This window comes from Clostridium sp. D53t1_180928_C8, from assembly GCF_015667795.1.
GTDB lineage: Bacteria > Bacillota > Clostridia > Clostridiales > Clostridiaceae > Clostridium.
Genome location: NZ_JADPEL010000006.1, coordinates 135413 through 162028 on the forward strand (window position 1 = coordinate 135413; position 26616 = coordinate 162028).

Genomic DNA, 26616 nt, shown 5'->3' on the forward strand with positions numbered 1-26616 from the left:
TTAACCATTATTTTTTCTATTAATTAAAAAGAATAAAAAAATAACAGAATATAAAATATATTCTGTTATTTTTTATCTATATATTACTTTAATATCCTTTAAACCCAGCAATTGCTCTAACTAAACTTGCTTCCCCTTCAATTTTTAATGGTTGTGCAAATAGTTGTAGTTCTTCAGTATATAATAGTTTTTTTAAGTTTTTTAAATTTTCTAGAATAAATATATCGTTATCAAATAACTTTTTATGAATTTTATATTCATCTTTATCAGGTGATGGCATATCTACTCCAAGCATTTTAATTTTCTTTTTAATTAAAAGTTCTGCTAATTCTTCACTAACAACAGGATGATTATTGTAATATTCCTGTTTCCCGTAAAAATTATCCCACCCTGTAAATAATAATACTATATCATTTTCCTTTATTTCTCTATAGTACTCATCTTTTATTCCTATTACTTTTTCTCCACGTACATCTAATAATACAGCATTACCTATAAATCTATCTATTGGATATTCAGAAATAAATTTTTTATTCTCATACATATGTAAAGGTGCATCTATATGAGTACCTGCATGCATAGAAGTAATAAATGAATATATATTATATCCATCACTTCCATACTCTTTCTCTTTATTAGATTTTAGCTCTATATCTCCTGGATAAACAGGCATCTCACTTTTTAGATCATAAGATAAGTCAACATATTTCATTTTCCCACTTTCTCCCCTTTGTTTAATTGTTTAATAATTTTCCCACCCTTTGTTTGTTTATTTTATCATATTTTACATATAATTACAATGAGCTATTTTTTAATTTTTAACAATTTTTTCAATTTTCATACATAAAGCTTACATGAAAACTTCTACCTATCTTATGATTATATTTTATCTTTTCCCAGTACTTCCAAAACCACCACGATCACTATTATTAAAGTATTCAACTTCTTCAAATTCAATCTCTGGCATTACCTCCATAATTCTAAATTGCCCTATTTTATCACCCTTTCTTATCCATGTTCCATTTTCATCCTTAGCCTGCAAACAATATACAGGCATATGCCATTGATCATTATCACCTATGTACGTATCATCAACAACCCCTACACTATTTGTTTGAATTATTCCCCATGTTTTAAATGTTGAGCTTCTAGGCGCTAAATGCCCTTCCCATCCTTGTGGTAATTCTAATGCAAATCCTAGTGGAATCATTGCTCTATCATTTAAAGCTACAAAGATATCTTTATTAGCATATACATCAATCCAATTTCCTTTACTAATTTTTTTTAACTTAATTGCATCATCAAAGTATTTTATTTTCATTTTCATAATTTAAAACCTCATTTCTTTTGTTTAAAATAATTCTATCATATTTCCATTATATTTTTATTAAAACTTATGTATATTATTTATTTTTAATATTTTATAGTCAGAGTATTTAATTTAATACTCCGACTATAACTCTATTATTAACTTACTTTGAATACTTTTTTATTCTATTAATTACAATAATACTTTCTTCTTTTAAATCTTTACTAATAGTCACTTCATTCCATTGAATATATGTTGGTTTTTCAAAGTATTTTCTATTTACTATTTCTATAACTCTGTAGCTTCCTTCTGGTAAATTATCAAATACTACAACTCCATTTATATCAGTTAATTTTGAACTTACTAATTTAGGTGATAATCCATTTAATGCATAAAGATTTATTTTTGCTTCTGATATAGGATTTCCCTTTCTATCTCCTAGTCTTACCCCTACTGTAATTTTACCCTTTACACGTTGACTCTTATTAGAAAAATACTCATCATTTTCTTTTTTTCTATTTCTTAAATCTGATTTATTATTTATCTCTAAATTATCCTCTGGTAACTTTTTATTAATATAATTTTTAACATCATTATCATCTAGCAACGTTGCTCCTTGTATTTCAATACTAAATCCATTATTTAAATTATATTTATTAGTTTCATCTTTTTTAATAGTTCTTTCATCTATTTTCTCTTCCTTTACTTCTTCTGATTTTACATCAACTATAGGAATATTCTCTTTTGACAATGCTCCATTTCCTACTATTGTATCATTATCAATTGATTTATATTCTGCATCTAAATCATTGTTAAAATCATCATCTATTCTGATACGCATAAAAACCTCCTAAAAGCATATATTTACATAATACGCAATTGGAAGTTTTTTTGTGATAAAAATATTTATTTTTAAATCATTTCTTTTATAATTTCAAATTTTTCTGGCTTACTAAAATAATAGCCCTGTGCTACATCACACTTCATTTTATCTAAATACCCTAATTGTTCTTTGGTTTCTACACCTTCAGCTACAACCTTTAAATTTAAGCTATGTGAAAGCTTTATTATACTTTCTGCAATATACTCACTTTTCTCATCTACACCTATTCCATCTACAAAACTTTTATCTATTTTTAATACATCTATAGGTAATCTTTTTAAATAACTTAAAGAAGAATATCCTGTTCCAAAATCATCAAGCGCTATAGATACTCCAAGTCTTTTAAGGCCTAATAATAACTCAATATTTTTTACAACCGATTGCATTATAACCCCTTCTGTTATTTCAAATTCTATAAACTCTGGTGGTACATTATACTTTTCTAACATTTCTGAAACGAAGTCAATAAATCCTTCTTCTCTTAATTGTATATCTGATATATTAATTGCTATATGAAAGTTTGATGTAGTAATAGAACATAACTCTCTACATTTTTTAAAACTTTCTTCTATGATATATTTTCCTAAATCTATTATTAACCCACTACTTTCAGCTATTGGTATAAATTCTGCTGGCGATATAAATCCTAATTCATCATTCACCCATCTAACTAAAGCTTCAAATCCATTTACCTTTTCACCCTTAATTGATATTTTAGGTTGAAATACCATGAAAATTTCTTTATTTTCTATTGCTGTTCTTAATGCCTTTTCTATCTCATATTGTCTTTTTAATATATTTAAAATATCCATATCAAAAAATTTATATCTATTTTTTCCTTCTTCTTTTGCCTTATGCATTGCCATATCTGCAGTCTTTAATAAAACATCTAAATTATCAGAATCTTTAGGATATATACTAATACCAATACTAATTGAACAATATATTTTCTTATTACTAATATTAAAAGGTCTTCTAACCTTTAATAATAACTCTTCTAAAAATTCCTTTATTTCTATTTCATTTATAACATTTGAAAAAGCAATAACAAATTCATCTCCGCCAAACCTTGCAAAGGTATGCCTAGCATCAATAATATTCTCAACTCTTTCACAAAGTTTTAATAATATTTCATCACCGATCTCATGACCATATGTATCATTTATATTTTTAAAGTTATCAATATCAAAAAAAATAATTCCTAACTGACTTTTTCTATTTGAGTTATCATTAATTAACTCCTGAAACTTTTCCGTAAACATTTTTCTATTAGGTATTCCAGTAACCTCATCATAGTAATTCATAAAATGAATCTCTCTATCAGTATCTTTTTCATTAGTAATATCAGTTATTATTCCTGATAAACTATATATACCCTCATCTATAGCTCCCTTACCCTTGTACTCCACATCTATTATTTCTCCATCTTTACCTTTAATTGAATATCTAATATTAGCAGTAATACATAACTTATTTAAACAAATACTTTCAAAATAAGATTTAACTCTTTTTAAATCACTTTCAACAATATATTCATACCATTCTTCTAAAGTAATTTTATCTTTTTCTAACCCTAATAATATCTTTATTTTATTTGAAATATATACTATTTTACTTTTATCATCCCAACGCCAAATAGCTCCATTTATTGCTTCCACAGATAAAGCATATCCTTGCTTATACTGATTATAATCACTATTAGTTTCTTTTATTTTATTCCTGTATTTTTGTATAAATAATAATAAAATACAAATTACAGTAATCATTATACTTTCTGATAATTTAATTCTATTATTATAGCTAAATCCAAATGCTATTATTACTATAAATATTGCAAAAATTTTGCTTACACTATAGAACCTACTATCGTATGATCCTCTAAAAACCATTTTTTCCTCCAAAATTTTATTTTCATACTGTAATTGTATCATAAATATGAAAATTTATACATAAAATCACTTTAAATATTCTAATTTTATATATTTTTTTACAAAAAAATCACTATACAGACAAAACACTTCTGTATAGTGATTATATATTTAAAAATTTTATTCTTTTATGAATTTATTAGCTTGTACAAAGATAATATTTAACATAACTCCTACTATTGCTGCTAAACTTAATCCTGATATGCTAACACTTTTTGTTATTTCAATTGAAATCGCATTGCTTAAAAAGTTTCCTGATAATCCTACAAATAATATAGCCACCATAGTTATAATATTAAAGAAATTAAACTCTACTTTTTCTCTTTTAATTGTTTTAACTCCAACAATTGCAATCATTGAGAATAGTATTAAACTAATTCCCCCCATTACCGGTTGTGGTATTGTTCTTATAACAGCTCCAAATTTAGAAATAAAGCTAAGTAAAATTGCAAATACTGCAGTAATTCTTAATATTGCAGGGTTATAATTTTTTGTTATTGCAAGTACTCCTGTGTTTTCACCATATGTAGTATTTGCTGGCCCACCTATAAATCCAGCTGCTAACGTAGCTACACCATCTCCTAGCAATGTTCTATTTAAACCTGGATCTTCTATAAAGTTTTGTCCAACAACTTCCCCATTAGTAGTTATATCTCCAACATGCTCCATAAATACAGCTAATACTACTGGTGCTATAATTGCTATTGCACCCATATCAAATTTAGGCAATGTAAAATGTGGTATTGCTACTAAACTTGCACTTTGAATTTCTGCTGTAGATACTTGTCCCATTAATAAACTTATCGTATATCCAATAGCAACTGCGATTAATATTGAAACTTGAGATAGAAATCCATTGCTAAATCTTTTTATTAATAATGCTATACTTAATGTTATTAATGCTATTACTACACCTATTAAAGCACTTTTTTCACCTGCTAATAAACTTGGTACGCCTGTCATATCTAGTGCAGTTGGTATTAAATTAACACCTATTACTATAATCATAGGCCCTACAACCTGAGCTGGTAATATTTTTTTTATATTGCTTAATCCTACTCTTTTTATTAAAAGAGATACTAAAACATAAATTACTCCAACTACTACAATTCCACCTTGAGCGTATCTTAAATCACCATACTTTTGTGATACTGCTACAATTACCGGAATAAATGCAAATGATGATCCTAAAAATACTGGAACTTTTCCTTTAGTGCATAAATGGAAAATTAAAGTTCCTACTCCCGCTGAAAATAATGCAACAGATGGATCTAACCCTGTAAGCATTGGAACTAATACTGTTGCTCCAAACATAGCAATTAAATGCTGAAGTGCAAGCACTACTTTTAAAAAAGTATCCTTAATACTTTTCTCCGACTCTCTCTTTGATGAAATACTTCCTGTAAACTGTGTCATAAACCCAACTCCTTATTTATTTTTTAAGGAGAAATTCTAACTTTCTCCCTTTTCAGCCTCTCTGAACTGATATTAAAGGCAAATAAAAAAACTTCTTACTTTCGGTAAGAAGTTATAGTTATCCTGTAAATATTAATATACTACAAACCCTAAACTTACCGAACTCTCTGTTTCGACTTAAAGCTTTTTTTGTTATTATATACTCTTTACAAAAAAATATCAAGAAATATATTTTGAAATTCATGTACATACTATAAATATATTATACACAAGATTAGCTTTATAAAATATACTTATAGAAAAGAGTGATTAGATATGAAAAAATTTTTATCAAACTTATTTATTTTTACACTTCTAACTTTATTAGCATGTCCTCAATTAAATGCTTATAGTGAAGATGGTGATAATGCTAATGAAACGCCTAAAAAAGTTGTTTATCTAACTTTCGATGATGCTCCTGGTGGAGAGGTAACACAAAAAACATTAGATATACTAAAGGATGAAAATGTTCCTGCTACATTCTTTATCATCGGTGAGCAGGTAAAAGGACAAGAAGATTTAATTTTAAGAATGAAAAATGAAGGTCACAGCATTGGATTACATAGTTTTACTCATGAAAGATCTAAACTTTATGGTTGTAGTTCAGATTTTATTAACGAAATGAAACAAGTTCAAAAGGCTCTTTATGATGTTACTGGTGAAAATTACTATATATTAAGATTCCCATTTGGAACAAATAATAGTACATATAGACTTACTAATGAAATGGTAAATTCAGTTCATTCAAATAACTTTAAGATTTATGATTGGACTCAAGATACTTTAGATGGAGCTAACCCTAATTCCTCTCCTGATACTATACTAAACAGGGCAATATCAACTAAAGATAACGTTGTTGTATTAATGCACAATGCTCCTGCAAATAAAAACACTTCACAAGCTATAAAAGGAATTATTAAATATTACAAAAGTCAAGGATATACTTTTGAAAAAATAACAGTGGATACTCCTGAAATATACCATGTTTTAAAAAAATAAAACTAACATAAAAAATGGATTTTACTAAACTCTATAATGTATCTTAAAATTATAGAGTTTTTAATCCATTTTTTATGTACTTATTATCCTTATTAAATTATTAAGTTACACTTACAAACTTACTTTGCTCTTCAATATTTTAACTTCATAAACATCTAGCTTAATTTGCTCTTTTACAGTTACATTACCTAAAATGTCTATATATTTAATATCTTTTATATTAATTATTTTCTCTTGACTATTAAAATTCATTAAAAAAATATATCTATTTTCATTATCACATCTTTCCTGTACTATAACGCCCTTAGGCAGCTCTACATCTAAAACTCTTCTTATTCTATTTTCTTTAATTAATGCATTAATTAACTCTAAATTTAAGTTACCTTTACTTCTTGAAGCTATATAGTAAGCCCTACCCAGTCCAAAATTATTCACCGTAATAGCAGGTTTACCCCTATAAAAATCAGATTTATATGTTGCTAGCGTGTCAGCACCCTCACATTCTATAATTTCACATAAATCTCCTATTTGAAATTCACCATTAATCTTTAATATATTTTCATTTTTAAAAACTACATGATTAATCTCTGAATCATATAATGCATCAATTTCCTCTGACCAAATCCCAAATATTTTCCTTAATGGACCTGGAAATCCACCTAAAAAACACAAATCATTTTCATCAGTTATTCCAGACAAATATGTTGATACTAATACGCCTCCATTTTTTACAAATGATTCTAATCTTTCTGCAACACCTTCTCTAACCATATATAACATAGGCGCAACTACTATTTTATATTTTGAAAAATCACAATCCATGGATATTACATCCACTGGAACACCACTTTTCCAGAAAGGAATATAATAATCTAGTACTGTATCCTCATATCTAATACCTATATTTCTTGGCCCCTGCGAATCATTTATTGCCCATCTATTTTCCCAATCAAATATAATTGCTACTTCTGCTTCAACAGTTGTTCCAATAATCTCATCAAGTTCATTTAACATATTTCCCAATTTGGATACTTCTCTAAACACTCTTGTGTTTTCATGTCCACAATGATCAACTACACTTCCATGAAACTTTTCACTTGATCCTCTACTTTTTCTCCATTGGAAATATTGTACTGTATCCGCTCCATGTGCTACTGCTTGTATAGATGATAAAATATGCATTCCCGGCTTTTTAAGCTTGCTTATATCTTGCCAATTTGTTGAACTAGGCGTACTCTCCATTAACATAAATGGTCTTCCATCTAAAATACTTCTATTTATATCATGTACAAATGCTGTCTTAGCGGCTATATACTCATCCCCTTTTTCACTATGCCAAGTTGGATAATTATCCCAAGACACTACATCTATAACATCTTTAAATTTCCAATAATTAAGTCCATTATATAATTCCATAAAATTAGTAGTTACTTTTAACTGTGGATTTTTTTCTTTAAGAGGTTTAATTTCATTTTTATAAAATTCTACTGTCTGATCTGTAACAAATCTCTTCCAATCTAAATTCAATCCATGAGTACACATTTCCCCATGCGGAGCTGGAGACTCTATCTGAGACCATTCTGTATAAGTATGACTCCAAAAAGTTGCCCACCACGCCTCATTTAAATTATCCAACGACTTATATTTTCTCTTTAACCATTTTCTAAACTCAGATTGACATAATTCACAATGACACTCTCCACCATACTCATTGGAGATATGCCATGCTAAAATACCTGGATGGTTTGAATATCGTTCTGCTAATTTACTATTAATATCAGAAACCTTTTTTCTGTAAATAGGTGATGTATAACAATGATTATGTCTTTCACCATGTAGATTTCTTATTCTATTCGGCATTACTCTTAATACTTCTGGATACTTTTTAGACATCCATGCTGGCCTTGCTCCACTAGGAGTTGATAAGATAAAATATATTTCATTTTCATATAATTTATCTAGAATATTATCAAGCCATTCAAAGTTGTATATTCCTTCTTCTGGCTCTATAGATGCCCATGAAAAAATTCCAATTGTCATCACATTACATTTAGCTAATTTCATTAATCTTATATCCTCTTCTAAAACCTTAGGATACTTAATCCACTGCTCTGGATTATAATCTCCCCCATGATAAATTTTTATTAATTTATCACTTACTGGCCCAAATTTTTTTCTCATCTAATGTTCCTCCATTGAATATCAAATTAAGTTTATTCTTTTACAGCTCCTGCAACTATACCTGCAAAAATATATTTTTGTAAAAATACAAATACAATTATTGTTGGTAACGCTACTAAAACAATGGCAGCACTTAGATTTTCCCAAGACGAGAATCTACCTGAACTAAATTTCATCAAGGTAGTTGTTAATGTTTGTAACTTAGGTGATGGCATGTATAAATATGGAATATACATATCATTTATTATCCAAACAGTCTTAATTATTGCTAAAGTTACTGTTGCAGGAAGTAATAGTGGAAATATTACTCTAAAAAATGTCCCAAAGTATCCACATCCATCAATTCTTGCACTTTCATCTAAAGATACAGGGATTTTTTCTAAAAATTGTAGATAAACATAAAGTTGTAATGCATCTGTAGAAGCATAAATAATAATTGGTGCTAATATAGTATTATATACGCCTAAATTACTAATTAAATTAAATCTTGTAATTTCCGTTAAAACTGATGGTACTATCATACCTAACATAAATAAAGCAATTATCACTTTTTTAAATTTGAAATTAAATCGTCCTATAACAAAAGCTGTCGTTGTTCCTACTACTGTATTTATAATTACTCCTATAATTACTAGAATTATTGAATTTTTTAAACCTAAAAGAAACTTTCCCTCTGTAAAAGCAACTTTATAATTTTCAAAATTTATTGATGATGGAGGCTTTAATGGAAACTCAACTCCTAATTGTTGACGGGTTTTAAAAGATGCAAATAATGTAACTAATAGTGGTAATACTATTATTACTACTGATACTATTAAAACTAGATGTGTTAATATCTTTTTTATTTTTACATTTCTATTCTTACTACTACTAATATTATATAACTTCATACTTTTATCTAATTCAACATTTTTTCGTTCCATTCTACTCAGCTCCTTTTCTCATAACAAATTGTTGTATACCTATTATTAGACATACTATTACTATCATAACTACTCCCATTGCAGCTGCTAATCCAAATCCATTAAAATTAAATGCTGTCTTTATTGTAAATACTGAGAAAGTACTACTTGCATTTCCTGGCCCACCAGCTGTCATTACAAATGGTATATCAAACACTTGTAAAGCCCATGTTATTGTCATAAAAATAACTATATCAATTATTCTTTTAATTCCTGGTACTACAACATAATATAATTTTTGTATACCATTAGCTCCATCAATTGTTGCAGCTTCTAATAAATCTTCAGGAATTGATTTAAGACCTGTTAAAAATAATATCGTAAAAAACCCAAAATTTCTCCAAATAAATACTGATGATAAACTATAATTAACTACTTCAGTATCACTTAACCAATTTCTTATTGAACTTCCTAAACCAAATAACTCTAACAATCCATTAAACGCTCCATTTTCTGGACTAAAAAAGAAAGAAAAAGCATATGCTATTGCTACACCATTAATTATATAAGGCATAAATATTACTGATTTGTATAATCCTGCTGCTCTTATTTTACTATTTAGAAAAACAGCAAAAATTATTTCTAACGGTATAAATAACAATCCTATAACCAAATAAATCAAACTATTTTTAAATGCCTGCCATACTTCCGGAGAATCAAATATTACTTTTTTATAATTATCAAACCAAACATAATTTTGTAAGTCCTTTACTCCGTCCCAATCAGTAAAACTCATTCTAATCATATCTAAAGTTGGATATAGTACAAATGCAACTGTTAATAATACAGGTACAACTAAAAAAGTACAAATTAGAATTCTTTTTTGTCTCATTGCTTTATTCATAAATTCATCTCCATTCTTCATAAATTAGGAAGCAGCTAATTTTAGCTACTTCCTTAACATAATTACTACTATATTAATTCCTATTATTTAATCCCTAATTTTTCTCTTGCATCCTTCCAAGCCCTATTCAAATCTTCCATGATAACTTTATAATCTTTTCCTGCTATTATTTCTTGTCCTAATGAATCAACATCAAATTTAATTTCATTCTTAATTTTAATAAAATCCTCATTTCCACCAATATTTTGAGTAATTAAATTAATTTTTTCTTGTGCTTCCATAGCCTCTGTAATCATTGGATGTAAATTAACAACTTGTCCCTTAATTGGTGAAAATGCTGTTATTGCTTCCAACTGACCAGGTAACCACTCTTCACTTAAGTACCACTCAACAAACTTTTTAGCTTCTTCAACATTTTCTGAATTCTTATTAATACAGATATTTGAAGATGGATGTGCTAAAACATTAAACTCATCGCTTGCTGAATCTCTATATGGAATTAAAAACACACCAATATCACTCAAATCACCATTATTTGCCTTTTCAGCGTCTCCCAAAAACCATTGACTAGATAATAGCATTGCCCCTTTATTACCAATCATTGATTTAACTTGATCAAATCCAAGTCCAACTGGGTCATCTCCATATACCTTTGCATCATTTAATTTTTGAATTTTTTCAACTGCATCATAAAAAGGTTGTCCTGGAGAAAATGGTTCCTCTGTTGAAGCCATCATGCTATATACATCTCCATTATTTGCTTCAATAAATGGCATAGCTTCATATAAAGGGAATGTTACCCATGGATCCTTTGCTCCCATTAATATTGGAATATACTTTCCAGCATTTTTTATAGCTTTTGATACTTCTATAAACTCGTCCCAAGTTTGAGGTATTTCAAGATTTAATTCTTCAAATACACTTTTCTTATAAAATGCAAAATCAAGGTTATATCCAGTACATAATCCATATATCTTACCATCTATCATTCCATTGTCTAACAGTTCATTGTTTTTAGCTGACTCTAGTTCATCCAATGGTAATAACGAATCTTTAAGATCAGTCATAAGCTTTTTATTTACAATCATTATATCTGGTAACTCATTAGCTGATTTTCTTATTTTTAACTGATTTTCTTGATCCGTACCATCTTTAGGTGACTCTAATTCAATTGTTACATTTGGAGCTACCTCTTTATATTTTGCTACAATATCATTTGTTATAGCATATTCATTTGCAACCTTTGAGTTATCATTTAAAGTTAAAACTATTTCCTTCTCATTACCTCCTTTTCCTTTTGAAGAATCACTATTACCACATCCTGTTAATACAACACTAGTTGTAATAATAGTTGCTGTTATTACACATATACTTTTTATTAATTTTGATTTCATAATTTTCTCACCTTACCTTTATTCTAAATCCATTTATTTTGTTTTCGTTTACAATTTAATTATACTTTGTTTAAAACCCCTATGAAATGATATTTTATTCTGTTTTATGATATTTCATTTCACGTTTAAATGTATTTTCAAAATTAAAACTGCTGTACTTTTATACAGCAGTTTTAATAAAAAAGCAACTTCTACCATGTCAGAATGTTTTGTGTTGCAATATGTTGATATTTTACAAATGATACTTGTTTGGAGTCTAGATCTATATTTTTTGTATAAAATAATCTCTCATCATCTAACTCTTCTATATTTGATATTTCCCCTTCTAAATATTGATTTAATCTATAAATTGTGGAATTAGCTCTTTCTCTTATTCCACCTAATCTTATATCAATTACTTCAAATCCATGCCCCTTACATCTCTTGTACCAATTTTTTCTAAAAACTTCATGAAATTTTTCTAATCTTTCAATTAATAATGGTATTTTCACTTCAACTATTCTTCTTAACTCATTCCTATTATCCTCTAAATATGCTTTTCTAATTTTTACACCTAAGTCGCCTTTAATTGCTAAGAAACTACTTATTGCTTCAAATAATTCAAACATATCCTTATACTGAATAGACTTACTTGATAAGTGCTTATATTTATCTGATAATTCATTATAATAACTTCCTAATTCAACACCTTCAATATGCTTATCAAAAGCTCCTAATAAAATATCTTGATATATTAAATACTTTGATGGATTCAACTGATTATTATTAGGTCTTTTAATATTTCCTATTAAATCAATCTCTTCTAAAGACATAAAATCATCAACTGATAAACCTGTTAAAAATTCACATCTCCTATTTAACCACTCATCTGATACCTCTTGATGGTAAAAATGCTCTCCAAATAATATTAATCCCATCATTACTGTATCTAATGGTGATTCTGCGCCTTCATCCGCCCATACTGTTGCTATTATATCTCCTATTGCTTTTTCCTTGCATTTTTTTAATGCTAAGTTTGTTGTATGAATAGTTTTTGAATATGTAGGTGCATATCCAAGCCACTTCCATACTCCACCTGCAAACATAACTTTATTATTAAATTTCTTTCTCTTTTCTATAAACATTTCGTATTTATCTTCTTCTGATGTATAATAATCCCAATAAATTAGAGTTAAATCCTTAGGTATACTATTTGATATCTCATCTGTTATTATAGAATCTACATTATAATAATCTCCATTTGGCGCTCCTGCTCTAAAAAACATATCATCCCACATCATTGGTTTAAAATTATATCTTTTTACTATTTCACATAACTTATTAAGATGTTCTATCATCAAATCATAATGATTCTTGTAACCATTTTTTGTTAGATATTCACCTCTTCCTAAATCCATTGCCTCATCCATACCTATATGTATATTTTTACTTCTAAATACACTTCTTAATGTAGCTATCATACACTCTATAAAATCATAAGTTTTTTGATTTCCAACTAACAATACATTTTCTGTATCTCTAATTTCCTCAGCATAATCCCACTTTAACGTCTGCTTTAAATGCCCTAAAGTTTGTATACATGGTATAATCTCTATACCTATAGAATAAGCAAAATCATCTATTTCCTTTAACTCGCTTTTAGAATACCTTCCTCTTAAATATCCAAAATACTCATATTCATCAATTTCATAAGTATCTTCAGTATATAACATACACTTACTATATCCCATAAAAGCTAACTTAACTAATAATTTCTTTACTTCCTCTACTTTATAAACTGCATTTCTTGACACATCAATTAGTGTTGTTAATGAGTTTAATATAGGCTTTTCAATATATTCATACTTCTTCTTGCCTTCACTTATAAATTGAGCATATAATCCTAAAGCCCTAAATAAATTATTTTTATTTTTATATCGTATTATATTTTTACTTCCAATATATATCTCAATATGGTTTTCTGATTCATTCTCTAGTTTTAAAACTTTAATTTCTTCTCCTTCATCTTTTAAATAAATATTAAATAACTTACTTACATTAGATACAACGCTCTCAAACTCACTGTCTAATCCTAATAATTTTAATTCCATAACCTATCACCCTTTAATACACTAACTTTTAAAATCTCTTTATATCTAATATTATACTTATATATATACATCCTTAAAATGATATCTCATTCTTTTTATTGATATCTAATTCTTTTTAAAAATATTTGGACTAACACCTATTACCTTTTTAAATATTCTACTAAAGTGTTCTACATTTCTGTAGCCAACTTCCTCACATATTTCATAAATTTTCATATTTGTTTCTTCAATTAACTTTTTAGCTTTATTCACTCTTAAATTAATAATATAATCCTTAAAATTTTCACCTACTTCACTTGAAAAAAGCACACTAAAATAACTTTCACTTAATTCTACACAACTACTAACCTTTTTAATTGATAAATTAGGATCATCATAATTCTCCTCTATATACTTTATCGCCCTTCTTATTGTATAACTATATTTAGTTTTCTTATTTTTTTCTCTATATTCTATAAATTTTAAGGCCATACTACTAATCCATCTATTCATTTCACTATATGTTTCATATTCACTTATTTTTTCATAAAGTTTTTCATCATCACCTAAAACATCTTCTATTTCAACATTAAGCCCTTTTATAGAATTAATAATGCTAAATACTATATCTGAATAATATAATCTAATATAGTTTAACTCATTATATTTTGTTTCCTTAATTGCCTTAAATACTTCATTAAGTTCAATAATACTTTTCTGTTTATCCCCTTCTTTTAAAGCTTCTGAAAAATTATCTATCTTTTTTAAAATACTCTTATAATCCTTAATTTCAAGATTAGATATATCACTATTAAATATTGCTCTATTTTTACCTAATAAAAATCTGAAGCGAACGTTTCTTTCAGAATGCTTATAACTCTTACTAACATTAGCATAATCTTGTACTATACTTCCAACTCCAATAGTTACTGTAATGTTAAGATAATTAAATAAAGCACCCATAATATTATTTATTATATTTTCTATCTTATTTCTTAAATATTTTATATCACACTTTTTAGCTGAAAAAATAACAACATATTCTTGTGGTGATAATACAACTATTTCTCCATACTCCTCCTTATCCACAACATTCTTAATTGTATTTTTAACTAATTCAACAAAATTTTTCAATCCTGAAGCTTTAAACTTTTCTTCTATCTCATAGTAATCATCAACCCATAAAAAAAGAGAAATAATATTGCTTTCGCATAAGTTAATATTATTTTTTATAATACTTCTCTCTAATTCAATAGTAGATGTACTATCTATCAACCTTTTTAAAATACTCTCTTTTAATAGAATCTTTTCTTCTTTTGATTTTATATATATTTGTGATTTATTTTCATTTACATCATTTATTAATTTTTTTAATAACTCTAGTAAATTAGTTTCATCTATTTCAGTTTTTAACAAGTAATCTTCAACACCTAATTTAAAAGCTTTTCTTACTAAATCATAATCTTCATACCCACTTATAACTACTATTTTTTGCTTTAATCCTCTATTTTTTATACTTTTTATAAAATCAATTCCGTCCATTACTGGCATATTTAAGTCAGTTATAATTATATCAATATCATCTTTTTCTTCTAAAATTTTTAATGCTTGTCTACCATTTTCAGCTTCGTATGCAATATTAATATTATTTTCTTCCCAGTTACTAATTGATTTAATAGCTAAGCTAAAAATTGGCTCATCATCAACTATCATTATATTGTACATTATACCCTCTCCATCTTTCCTGTAATTATAGGCATTAATATTTTTATCTTTGTATATTCTCCAATAATACTTTCTACATCTATTCCATATTTTTCACCAAAATTAAGTTTAATTCTTTTGTTTACATTTTTTACACCTATGCTTGTAAATCCCTTATTGTTTCTACAATCTATAGAAAGAAGTCTATTAATCTCTTCTTTACTTATTCCTATTCCGTTATCTATTACTTCTACAATCAAATCCTCACATATATTTTTAAAAATAACCTTTATACTCCCTTTATAATCTAGGCTACTAACTCCATGTAATATAGCATTTTCTAGAATCGGTTGAATCAACATTTTTAAAACTAATTTATCTTTAATACCTTCCTCAACTTCAAAATTAACATCATATTTATTTCCATGTCTAACCTTCATAATATATACATAACTTCTTAACATCTCTATTTCTTTTTCTATGGTATTATATTTACTATTTCTATTAAAAGAAGCTGTAACTATATTTATGAAAGCCTCTGTCATTTCTCGTATATTATTCATCTTTGCCATCATTGCCATAAATCGTATAGAACTTAATGTATTAGCTATAAAATGTGGATTAATCTGTGCTTGAAGAGCTTCCATCTCAGCCTCATTTCTTAATCTTTCTTTATTATTGTTTTCTTCAATTAAATTTTTTAAATCCTTTACCATAATATTAAAAGTATCTGCTAGTTCTCCTATCTCACTATCATCTTTTATATTAACCTGTACATCTAAATCTCCATATCTCATTTTTCTCATTTCATTTGTTAAATTATGTATAGGGATAATTATTCCACTTAAAAAATACATAGAAAATATTATAAATAAAACTAATATTATAATTATTAATACAATTGACATTTTATTTATATAGTTAATACTTTTTATTATATCGTTATAATTAGAAAGATTTATTATTTTCCATTTTATTTTGGGAATTACTTTAGCATAAACCATAAAATCATCATCATTTATCTTTAATTTTACACTGTCATTAACTGCTATATTACCCCAGTTTACTTTATTATTATCTATTTGTTCATCTCCAATTAGTGTTTTATCCTTAGAAAATATTACTTTATCATTCTTATCCAATATTATTGTATTACTAGAAAGTTGATACTCCTTATCTTTTGCTATATTATTAAATAATTTAATTTTCATATTTATTAAAATTAATTCAACATTATTTTCATAGTTACCTTTTATAGGTGATATTACTGCTGATATATAAGAGTTGTTATCCTTATCATTTATAACGTTTTCAAAAGAATTTATAATTATAGCTTTACCTGGGTTTTCAACAGCTTCCTTATACCATTTTTCTTGACGAATAAGTATCTCATCTTTTTCTGGATAATCCCTATAAAAATAAAATCCCTCATTTTCTAAATAGAAACTTATACTTCCTAATCCATTTATATAAGAAAATATTTCATCTAGCTCATTATCTATTCCCTTTGATAATTCATATCTCATTCTTATCTCATTAGTTTCATCCCAAAGACTTACCAATTCACATAAATGTCTATTACCTTCAAGTGTATTTACTCTATCTGTAGCAAGTGTTGATAAAATTAATTGAGCTTCTCTGCTTTTCTCTTCAATTTGAGTACTTATAGTAGTTAATAACTCTTCTGATTTATTAGATACATTCTGTAAAACTATTCCTGTATAACCTCTATATAAAAGATACCCAACAACTACTATAGGTAAGACTATTATTGATGTAAATGCTATAAAATATTTTTTTGTAATACTAATTTTAATCATACTGCTCTTATTCCCCCTATTTGAATTAGGTATATTATCAAAATATTATCATATATTGTTTATTTTTACAATGTATAGCATTCCAATACTCATTAATGTATAATTAATTAAAAGAATGTAGAAAATTATAAATTTTCTACATTCTAATACTCAAATTTAATTACTACTATTTTCTTTTCTTGTTAATATTTTTGATACCACTATACATTAATCCAGTTCCTATTGCTATTGCAAATAACGAACTAACAACACCTCCTGTTTGTGGTAAAACAGGCTTTTGATCGTTATTTTCTTTATCGTTATTTTCTTTATAAACTAGTCCATTTATTGCACTCTCTAAATCTTCTTCAGCCTTCTTTACTTGCTCTATTGTTGCTTGTTTATCTTCAAGTACTAATTTAGCCTTTAATATTGCATCATTTAACACTTTCCAGCTTTCATTAGTATATCTTGATGGATCTAACTTTTCTGATTTATTTATTAGATTAGTTAATTTAGATTTATCTACTTCTATTACTTCATCTTCAACTACGCTTACAATTCTTTCAATTGTTTTAATTGCCCCTTTACTATCTTCAACTCTATATACTATTTTATATTCTCCAACTATATTTACATCAATTTTACCTTCAATTATTATATTAGATGTAATATCTCCATCTTCCTTATCATTTGCCGTTACTCCTTTAGTAATATCAAATGAATTTCCCTTAGTTATTTTAATATTCTCTGCACCATGTATTTCTGGAGCAGTATTCATAACAGTAAAGTTTTCATCATAAACAGTCACTATTCTATTAACTATCGTTTCATTTAATGCAATATCTTTAACATAATAAGTAAGAGTATAAGTTCCTACCTTATTTATATTTACCTTTCCCTTAACATCTACCCAAACAGTTAAATCTCCATCATTATTATCATTTGCATTAACTCCATACTTTGGATCAAACTCACTACCTAATGGAATTCTAATATCACTTATTCCTGTTATTATTGGTGCATCTTTATCTCTATTATCTATTTCTTCAACAATTACATCATCAAAAAATATCTTTTCATTATCATTAAGGTTATGAATGTATATTAAAGCAGTTGTATGCTCTATATCAGTTGTAAACTCAACTTCAATCTCTTGCCACTCATTTCCTTCTGCAAAGGCTTGTTGCTTATCTCTTCCATACATTTCACTTCCAATTTCTATTCTAGAAGAAGCATTCTCTCCTCTTACTTTTGCCCTTAATCTATAAGTAGTATCTGGCTTTATATTTACAACTTGTTCAGCTGTCTTTTTTTGACTTAAATATGCATAACTTCCTTGCATTTCATCATTTACTATTCCAGCATTGTTAGAATCAATACTTTGCCCTGTTTGATCTGAAACACTCCATTTATCTAAAGTCTGATCTTTAAACTTACCATTGAATACTTTATTTTTCACCTCAGACTCTTCTACAACATAAACTTCTCTTTCCTTACTCTCTATATTTCCTGATTTATCTTCTACTGAATAAATTACATTATATATACCTTCTGCTGATCTATCTAAAGACTTCTCATCAATTGTAATATACTTACTTAATTCACTTTCATCATCTTTATTATCTATTGCCCATACACCACTCATTAAATCATCGTCACTATTAATAGCAATTTTAATATCATTTAAACCATATAAAATAGGCTTTATTCCATCAGTTCTATCATCATAACCATCCTTTGTATACACTCTTACCCAATCAACTTCTGCAACATAAGGTAAATCTGCATTATTTATATTTCCTTCTCCCCACATACCTAATCCACTAGATAATATTAATATTTCCTTTACCCAAGGTACAGCTGGCCCTTCATACGTCCATGTTAACTTTCCATCAAAATAGAATTTCAATGTATCTTCATCCCATTCTAAGCCATATCTATGAAATCCGTCATGAATATTAGGTGCTGACTTTCTATGACTTGATTTACTTTTATGCCATCTTTCATATCCATCCCAATGTAATGTACTCTCTGTTGAATCGCCTTGAAAAACAGTTTCTGTAATATCTATTTCAGTTCCTTCCCTACCTGTACCATCTACATTAAATACTCCTGGATAATTAAACATCCAGAAAGCAAAATACGTTTGTTCTGTAGGCGGTATTTTAGCACTTGCTTCAAAAAAGCCATATTTTTGATCAAACTTAGTTTTGTTTTCTGAAAAATCTTCAGCATGATTATCAACTCTACCTAAAACTACTTGTCCATCAGGTTCTCTTTGTATTCCTAATTTTAGCTTTCCATCTTCAACTGATACCATATCAGACCTATGATAAGTTTTATATTCTTTTCCTCTTACTGTCCATTTTGAAGTATCTAACTGATCACCTTCAAATTCATCTTCCATTACTAGCGTCCATCTTGATTCGTCATCTGTATACCAAGGTTGCTTATCTTTTGTTACGTTTACTTTACATGTAGATGATGTTCCTCCAGAGTCCGGAGTAGCTGTAATAACTGCTTCACCTTCACCTACTGCAGTTATAATTCCATTACTATCTACTGTAACTACATTTTCATTGTTACTTGTATAAGTTACACCTTTATCTACTACACTGTTAGGGATAACCTTTGATAATAATTCATATCTTTCACCAACTGATATTTTTAACTCATTCATATTTAACTTTACTTCAGCATCACCTTTATCTGTTGTTTCTACCAAAGATACATTATCTATAAATGCCTTACCACTTTTGCTTAATCCAGCTCCATCCCACAAATAAATTTCAGCTTTACTTTGATTTCCTGTAGTAAATTTAATAGTATATTCTGTATAGATATTTCCAGTAACATTTTTCTTAATCTCTTCCCCGCCGTAATCCTTTACACCAATGATAGCACTATCTTCATTATTTTCAAGTTTTATATAACATTTATATTCATATGTTGTATAAGGCTTTAAATTATTTATTACCTGTGCTATTGAACTATTCTCAACTATATATGCACATTTGTTTCCTTCATATGCATTTTCTAAATCTATCCCCGGAGATTTACTACCTCCATTCCAAATCTTCCAACTTGGAATTATCCCATTAGTACCTTCTTCTTCAAATCTTGCATTTTTCAATAAATTTTCTATAGAACTTTCTTTTTCCAACATACATATATATTCGCTATCAAATTTTTTTATTGCCTCCGCAGAACATATAGTATTTGTTGCTAGATTAAAAAATAAAATTGTTGCTATACTCCTAACTAACTTTTTATTTTTCATTACCATTTACCCTCCCATTAATTTACATTTATCATATATAATTGTTTCTACTTAATCTTACTTTTATTTTCTATTTTCTTCCATGATATATTATATTATTTTATGACTTTACTTTATATCTAATTACTTTCATTCTAAACACCTTATAATTTCATATTTAATAATAAAAAAGACAAATATATTATTATCAAAATAAATTATATATTTGTCTTCTACTATCTAATTATTAAATTTTATATCCCTTTTTAAAGGTATTATTACCATAAAGTAAAATAGCATTACTAATAATATTCCTTTAATCATACTACTTCCACTTATACTCCACCATACTCCATTAATTCCTAATAATTCTGGTTTGAATAATAACATTGCAACTGGCACCCTTAGTCCAGTAAATATAATACCTACTATTGATGGAGTTATTGTCTTACCTACTCCATAAAATGCTCCTGATGTAGTTATTTCTAGACACATAAATAATTGAGAGTATCCTAATATCCTTAAATAATCTATACCTTGCAAAATAGCTTCTTTTTCATTTATGAAAATTGAAAAGATTGGACCTCCAACAAATACTAAGAGTATAGTTGTAAATACCCCTAAAATACAAGAAATAATTATAGTACTAATATAACCTTTTATAACCCTATCATTTCTTTTTGCTCCATAATTTTGCCCCACAAATGCTGTTAGTGCACTAGCAAATCCACCTGCTGTCATCCATGATATAGACTCTATTTGAGATCCAACTTTTTGAACTGCAATTGATACTGGTCCTGCACTTGCTACAATTCTTCCTATAAGCATTGAGAAGAATGTAAATAAGCAATTTTGAACTGCTGTAGGTCCCCCTAAAATACAAATCTTTTTTATGTACTTTAATTTTATAAATTTCTTGTTACTAAAACTAAAATTATATCCATTTTTTATAAATGTATATATAAATATTATAGTAACTAACACTTGTGAAAGTACTGTTGCTAATGCAGCACCTACAACACCTAAGGGTTTTATCCCACCAATACCAAAAATTAATATTGGATCTAATATTATATTCATAATAAGTCCAACTGTATTAACTACAAAAGGTGTTTTACTATTTCCTGACGCAGTAAATATACCTGTAAATTGTGGATTTAAAAATGCGCAAATCATCCCTATAGATATTATTATTAAATAATCAATAGACATTTTTATTATTACAGGATCTCCAAGATTAAAGAATCCTATAAATTCATCTTTTAAAACTATTAATATAACTCCATAGACTATTGACATTAAAATACATAAAGCAATACTGCTATATACATAACAATTTCTTTCTTTATCATCATTTTTTCCAATAGCCTGTGATACTCCAACTTCTGCTCCTGTCTTAGTTATCAAAACCATTGAATTTCCGAACCATGCAAAAAAACCTGCTGTTCCTACTGCTGCAACAGCTGCACTCCCTGCTCTTCCTATCCAAATCATATCTACCAAACTGTAAGCCATTTGAATAAATGATGTACCTAAAATAGGTAATGATAAAGTTAACAATGTTTTTACGATATTGTCCGATACCAAATCTACCTTTTTTTTCATACCTTAACTCCTTTCTTATTTTTTGCAATAAAATAGAAGTAATAAATAATTTATCACTTCTGATTTATAACTCTAATTAAATATTATTATAGCTAACTATTTTTATTATACATTCCATAATGAATAATATATCTAATTATTATTTAAAACATTTTATATTTAATTATCTTTAGTATTTTCTTTATTTTTTTTATCATTTATTAAAGTTGCAACTAATGCAGTTGATGCAGCTAATACAACTGCTAACTTTCCCATCTTTTTAATCTTCATTATCTTACCTCGACTTACTTATAAGAATATAATTTAGTATAATTATACATTAATACAGCAAATTAGTAAATTACTTAAATTGATTTAAATTAACATTATATTCATAACCAGCTTTAGCCAATTTTTCTTCAATCACGCTTCTACTAATATCCATATCATCACAATAATTATCTAAACTAGAATAAAAATCTCTTAGCTTCATATTGATCATACTTACTAATATATTAGGATCCATTTTTAATAATGCTTCTTTATCCATAAATTCCTCCATTTGTACACATATTATTTATATTAATTGTATCATATAAAATACATTTACTCATAATTATATTTTTTCTGATAAATGTCAGTTATACTCCTCTATCTTAATCTAAAAATTCGATTTATATAAAATTAAGCTAAAGTCCATAATTATATGTACTTTAGCTTAATAATAATATTTATATAATTTTTATAGAAAGACAAACTATTTATTCTTACCAACTTTATTTACTTCAGGCACTCTTGCTGCTGCTGGTTTTTTAGGACCTTCAAAATGATCATTTTCCCATGTTGCTCTTTGACCTTTTTTTGCCATAATATCACCTCCACTAAGTAATTATATACTTAGTATTAGCAAGATAGCTTGTTTTATTCCCTCAAAATATCTTATAAATACACCTATTATTTATTTTTTGGTGTCTCTGGATCTAAGAATGAATATTTCTCTCCATCCTTTTCCCATCCTAAAATTGAATTCATATTAACATTTGCTGCAGCCTTAAATATTGATTTATCAACATCATTAAAGTTTTTCTTTAATTCTGCAATTAAATCTTTAATTTCATGTCTCTTATTACCTATCTTTTCTGCAGCTACCATACATGCACAGTTTAATGGCCAAAGCCCAGTATATTTAATAAATCTCTTAATAGCTTCTTCTTCAACATAATAAAGTGGTCTAATTAACTCTATTCCTTCAAAGTTATCTGCCCTTAATTTAGGTAACATTGTTTTAAAGTTTCCTGCATAAAGAACATTTAGCATTGTAGTTTCTATTACATCATTATAGTGATGTCCAAGGGCTAATTTATTACATCCAAGTTCTCTTGCTTTATTATATAATGAACCTCTTCTCATTCTTGCACAAAGATAACAAGGATAATCCTTAGCTTTTTCATCAATTATCTCAAATATTTTTGACTCATATATATGTACTGGAATATTTAAATGTTCACAATTTTCAATAAGTAACTCTTTAATTTGTGGATGATATCCTGGGTCCATTGCTATAAATTCAACTTCAAAATTTACTTGCCCATGCTTTTTCAGCTCTTGAAATAACTTAGCCATAAGTAAAGAATCCTTACCACCTGATATTGCAACAGCTATTCTATCGCCTTCTTCAATAAGTTCATAATCTTTAACAGCTTTTATAAACTTAGACCAAATTGGTTTTCTATATCTTTTAACTATACTTCTTTCTATTTCCTCAAGAGTTTTTTTAGCTTCTTCTGGAACTATTCTTTCACATCCATGACCTGCTATACTACTCATAATTATCACCTCATATTTTTAATAACAAAATCAATTTTACTTAAATTATAAAATAAAAGCAACTATTTGATAATTTTCACTTAATATATATTATAGTAGGCAAATTAATACTTTTTAATATGCCTACTATAACAACTATAACTTCACCTAATTTATATTATCTATATATAATTTCTTTCAATTCTGGAACATGATCAAATTCTATTTTAGAGTTTTTGTAAGTGAACTCTAATCCATCTATCCACTCACCATTATAATTACTTTGTAATAATGTTTTTATCAAGGTATACTCTGTTATATTTCCTCCGGTAGAACCAGCGAAATAATTATTAACCCAATTTACTCCAGTATATTTATCAAAAGTAATATCTTTAGCATTTTCACCTATTTCCTCAAGATTAAATAATGCTATTTTCTTCCCATCAACATCATTAACTTTAACAAGATCAATAGGAAGATTATTAAATGCTTTTTCACTTAAATTACTTGCTAAATCCTTCAACTTTTCATCTAATGATAAAGTTTCATTTATATCAACTTTTCCTATTATTACTTCCTCTTCTGTATTTGCATCTTTTGAGTATAAAACCATTTCTATTGACTTTATATCCGCTTCCTTTTCAGTATTTTCTTCTATGCTACCAATTTCTTCCAAGTCACCATTTTCTGTCTTATTACTTTCTGTATTATTATTTTCTGTCTTATCGCTTGAATCTTCTTTATTTAAATTATCTACTGCTATATTTGAATTTTCTTTCCCATTAGTAGTATCTTTTGTACAACCTACTGCTCCAAATATAGCACATGATAGTGCTATACTAACTAGTATCCTTCTTAATCTTAAGCTTCTCATAAAATTCCTCCTTAATATTTATATCTAATAAACTAATTTATTTAAAATTAAAACCTATATCACTTGCAACATGTGAATCTGAACCATAAACCATTTTCACATTGTTTATTATAGCCATTTCAAAAAATTCTCCACTAGGATATATTTCACCACAAAATATTTTTCTTAACCCGGCTGTATTATAATCAAGCTCATAATTTCTTTTATTTAGTTCATCCATAATTTTTTTAAAAAGTTCTACATTAGAATAATTTATTGGATATTTTTTATTAAATATCCTAACCAAAGTTGGATGTCCTATCCTTTTGGGTTTAAATTTACCTAAATTGCATTTTATTGATTTCAATAATGTATTATAATATAAATCATATAGTTTTTCTATACTTCCTATCTCTTTTAATAACACTTCAAAAGATTCAATACAATCAAAACAATAATATCTTTCCTTATATTTTCCAATATGAGTTGATAAAATGGAATCTTCTAATATATCCCCATATTTATTAAGTAATTTTTTAGTAAACTCTTCGTATCCCTCTAAATAATCTACTTCTAATCCAACATTAATTTTAATCTTACCTTTATATTTTTCCTTATAATACCTTACTTCATTAATATACTTATCTATATTTTCAATACTTGGTGAAACACTATCTAAAAAATTATTTTCCATTCCTTCTATTACTATATCTTCTGGCATTGTCATATGCTCAGTAAAGGTTATTTCACAAATTCCTTTATTAATTGCATTTTCTAAATACATTTCAAAGCTATCATTGCTTCCATGTGGACAATAATGACTATGAACGTGTCCGTCTCTTCCTTTATTCACACTACCCTCTCCTAAACATTAATTTACTTACTCATAAGCAGTTTATTAAATGTACCTAAAGTTAATATTTCTATATTTAAACTTTTTGCTTTTTCTAAAACTTCATTAAACCCTGAACTAGGTTGATAAACTAATATATCACTTTCAGATATATTTCTTACTATATTTCCACCATTTAACTTAATCCCTCTAACTACTCTTTCTCTTATAGTCTCATTAACTACAAGTAATAAAATATTTTTTCTTAAAATATTTATTGTTTCTTTTTCATCATTTCCTATATCTATATTCAAAGTATCATCTATTTCTATTTCATCTTTCATAATCTTTCCTTGTAATATATCTTTGAAATCTGAAATAGTAATTATTTCACACCCTAAAATCTTAGCCTTTCTTAACTTACTTCCTGGCTTTTCTCCAACTATTAAAATATCACATTTCTTCGTTACTACAGAATCTACATTAGCCCCTGCTTGTCTTGCCAATCTCATTAGCTCTCCCCTGACTAAAAACCCTCTTCCTGTGAATACTACATTTTTTCCACCTAATATTTCTTTCGCTAATTGAAAATTAAAAATTTTATAGTCTATTCTTTCTTGCATTTATATATCATCCTTAACTAAAAATATAAAAATAATCTCTTTTTATCATTTGTTATTTTTTTATTTCATTAAATTATGAAAAACATTTAATTTCTATTATATCACTTATTAATTATAAAAAATACTAAC

Annotated in this window: 20 protein-coding genes; 1 reads left to right on the forward strand and 19 read right to left on the reverse strand. The window is 27.1% G+C overall.

Features of this window, described 5'->3' with window-relative positions:
• Positions 1–88: 88 nt before the first annotated feature.
• From I4V51_RS06545 to I4V51_RS06565, 5 genes are all read right to left on the reverse strand, one after another.
• Positions 89–712, reverse strand: coding sequence for a cyclase family protein (locus I4V51_RS06545; RefSeq protein WP_195987520.1), 624 nt, complete (start codon positions 710–712; stop codon positions 89–91).
• Between the two features lie 174 nt (positions 713–886).
• Positions 887–1327: a deoxyuridine 5'-triphosphate nucleotidohydrolase gene (locus I4V51_RS06550; protein ID WP_195987521.1), complete on the reverse strand. Its 441-nt coding sequence runs from the start codon at positions 1325–1327 to the stop codon at positions 887–889.
• 145 nt (positions 1328–1472) lie between these two features.
• Positions 1473–2150, reverse strand: coding sequence for a prealbumin-like fold domain-containing protein (locus I4V51_RS06555; protein WP_195987522.1), 678 nt, complete (start codon positions 2148–2150; stop codon positions 1473–1475).
• Positions 2151–2221: 71 nt separating this feature from the next.
• Complete coding sequence (locus I4V51_RS06560) at positions 2222–4081, reverse strand: GGDEF domain-containing protein (RefSeq protein ID WP_195987523.1); 1860 nt, start codon at positions 4079–4081, stop codon at positions 2222–2224.
• Positions 4082–4240: 159 nt separating this feature from the next.
• Positions 4241–5536 carry a uracil-xanthine permease family protein gene (locus I4V51_RS06565; protein ID WP_195987524.1) on the reverse strand — a complete coding sequence of 432 codons (1296 nt, stop codon included), beginning with the start codon at positions 5534–5536 and terminating at the stop codon, positions 4241–4243.
• A gap of 315 nt (positions 5537–5851) precedes the next feature.
• On the opposite strand from I4V51_RS06565, the gene I4V51_RS06570 reads away from it, so the two are divergent.
• Complete coding sequence (locus I4V51_RS06570; protein ID WP_195987525.1) at positions 5852–6574, forward strand: polysaccharide deacetylase family protein; 723 nt, start codon at positions 5852–5854, stop codon at positions 6572–6574.
• A gap of 111 nt (positions 6575–6685) precedes the next feature.
• Here I4V51_RS06570 and I4V51_RS06575 read toward each other — a convergent pair whose 3' ends face one another.
• The 14 genes from I4V51_RS06575 to I4V51_RS06640 all read right to left on the reverse strand — a co-directional run bounded on the left by I4V51_RS06575 (position 6686) and on the right by I4V51_RS06640 (position 26487).
• Positions 6686–8755 carry a beta-galactosidase gene (locus I4V51_RS06575; RefSeq protein WP_195987526.1) on the reverse strand — a complete coding sequence of 690 codons (2070 nt, stop codon included), beginning with the start codon at positions 8753–8755 and terminating at the stop codon, positions 6686–6688.
• 32 nt (positions 8756–8787) lie between these two features.
• Positions 8788–9678: a carbohydrate ABC transporter permease gene (locus tag I4V51_RS06580; RefSeq protein WP_347708646.1), complete on the reverse strand. Its 891-nt coding sequence runs from the start codon at positions 9676–9678 to the stop codon at positions 8788–8790.
• A gap of 1 nt (position 9679) precedes the next feature.
• Positions 9680–10561, reverse strand: a complete 882-nt coding sequence (locus I4V51_RS06585) for a sugar ABC transporter permease (RefSeq protein ID WP_195987527.1) — start codon at positions 10559–10561, stop codon at positions 9680–9682.
• Between the two features lie 83 nt (positions 10562–10644).
• On the reverse strand, positions 10645–11955 hold the full coding sequence (locus I4V51_RS06590; protein WP_195987528.1) for an ABC transporter substrate-binding protein: 1311 nt from the start codon (positions 11953–11955) through the stop codon (positions 10645–10647).
• A 191-nt stretch (positions 11956–12146) separates the two neighbouring features.
• Entirely contained in the window at positions 12147–14045 is a 1899-nt protein-coding gene (locus tag I4V51_RS06595) for a beta-N-acetylhexosaminidase (protein ID WP_195987529.1), read from the reverse strand.
• A gap of 105 nt (positions 14046–14150) precedes the next feature.
• The gene (locus I4V51_RS06600) at positions 14151–15749 is read right to left on the reverse strand and encodes a response regulator (protein WP_195987530.1); all 1599 of its coding nucleotides are present in this window, start codon (positions 15747–15749) and stop codon (positions 14151–14153) included.
• Positions 15749–17548, reverse strand: coding sequence for a histidine kinase (locus I4V51_RS06605; protein ID WP_195987531.1), 1800 nt, complete (start codon positions 17546–17548; stop codon positions 15749–15751). The genes I4V51_RS06600 and I4V51_RS06605 overlap by 1 nt, the downstream gene beginning before the upstream one ends.
• A gap of 166 nt (positions 17549–17714) precedes the next feature.
• Positions 17715–20810, reverse strand: a complete 3096-nt coding sequence (locus I4V51_RS06610; protein WP_195987532.1) for an immunoglobulin-like domain-containing protein — start codon at positions 20808–20810, stop codon at positions 17715–17717.
• A gap of 219 nt (positions 20811–21029) precedes the next feature.
• The gene (locus tag I4V51_RS06615; RefSeq protein ID WP_195987533.1) at positions 21030–22394 is read right to left on the reverse strand and encodes an MATE family efflux transporter; all 1365 of its coding nucleotides are present in this window, start codon (positions 22392–22394) and stop codon (positions 21030–21032) included.
• Positions 22395–22734: 340 nt separating this feature from the next.
• Entirely contained in the window at positions 22735–22923 is a 189-nt protein-coding gene (locus tag I4V51_RS06620; RefSeq protein WP_195987534.1) for a DUF4250 domain-containing protein, read from the reverse strand.
• Positions 22924–23327: 404 nt separating this feature from the next.
• Positions 23328–24200: an ATP-binding protein gene (locus I4V51_RS06625; RefSeq protein WP_195987535.1), complete on the reverse strand. Its 873-nt coding sequence runs from the start codon at positions 24198–24200 to the stop codon at positions 23328–23330.
• A 157-nt stretch (positions 24201–24357) separates the two neighbouring features.
• Positions 24358–25053: a hypothetical protein gene (locus I4V51_RS06630; protein WP_195987536.1), complete on the reverse strand. Its 696-nt coding sequence runs from the start codon at positions 25051–25053 to the stop codon at positions 24358–24360.
• Positions 25054–25090: 37 nt separating this feature from the next.
• A complete protein-coding gene (hisJ, locus tag I4V51_RS06635; protein WP_195987537.1) occupies positions 25091–25885 on the reverse strand; it encodes a histidinol-phosphatase HisJ in 795 nt (264 codons plus the stop codon).
• A 23-nt stretch (positions 25886–25908) separates the two neighbouring features.
• Positions 25909–26487 carry a BRCT domain-containing protein gene (locus I4V51_RS06640; RefSeq protein WP_195987538.1) on the reverse strand — a complete coding sequence of 193 codons (579 nt, stop codon included), beginning with the start codon at positions 26485–26487 and terminating at the stop codon, positions 25909–25911.
• Between the last annotated feature and the right edge of the window lie 129 nt (positions 26488–26616).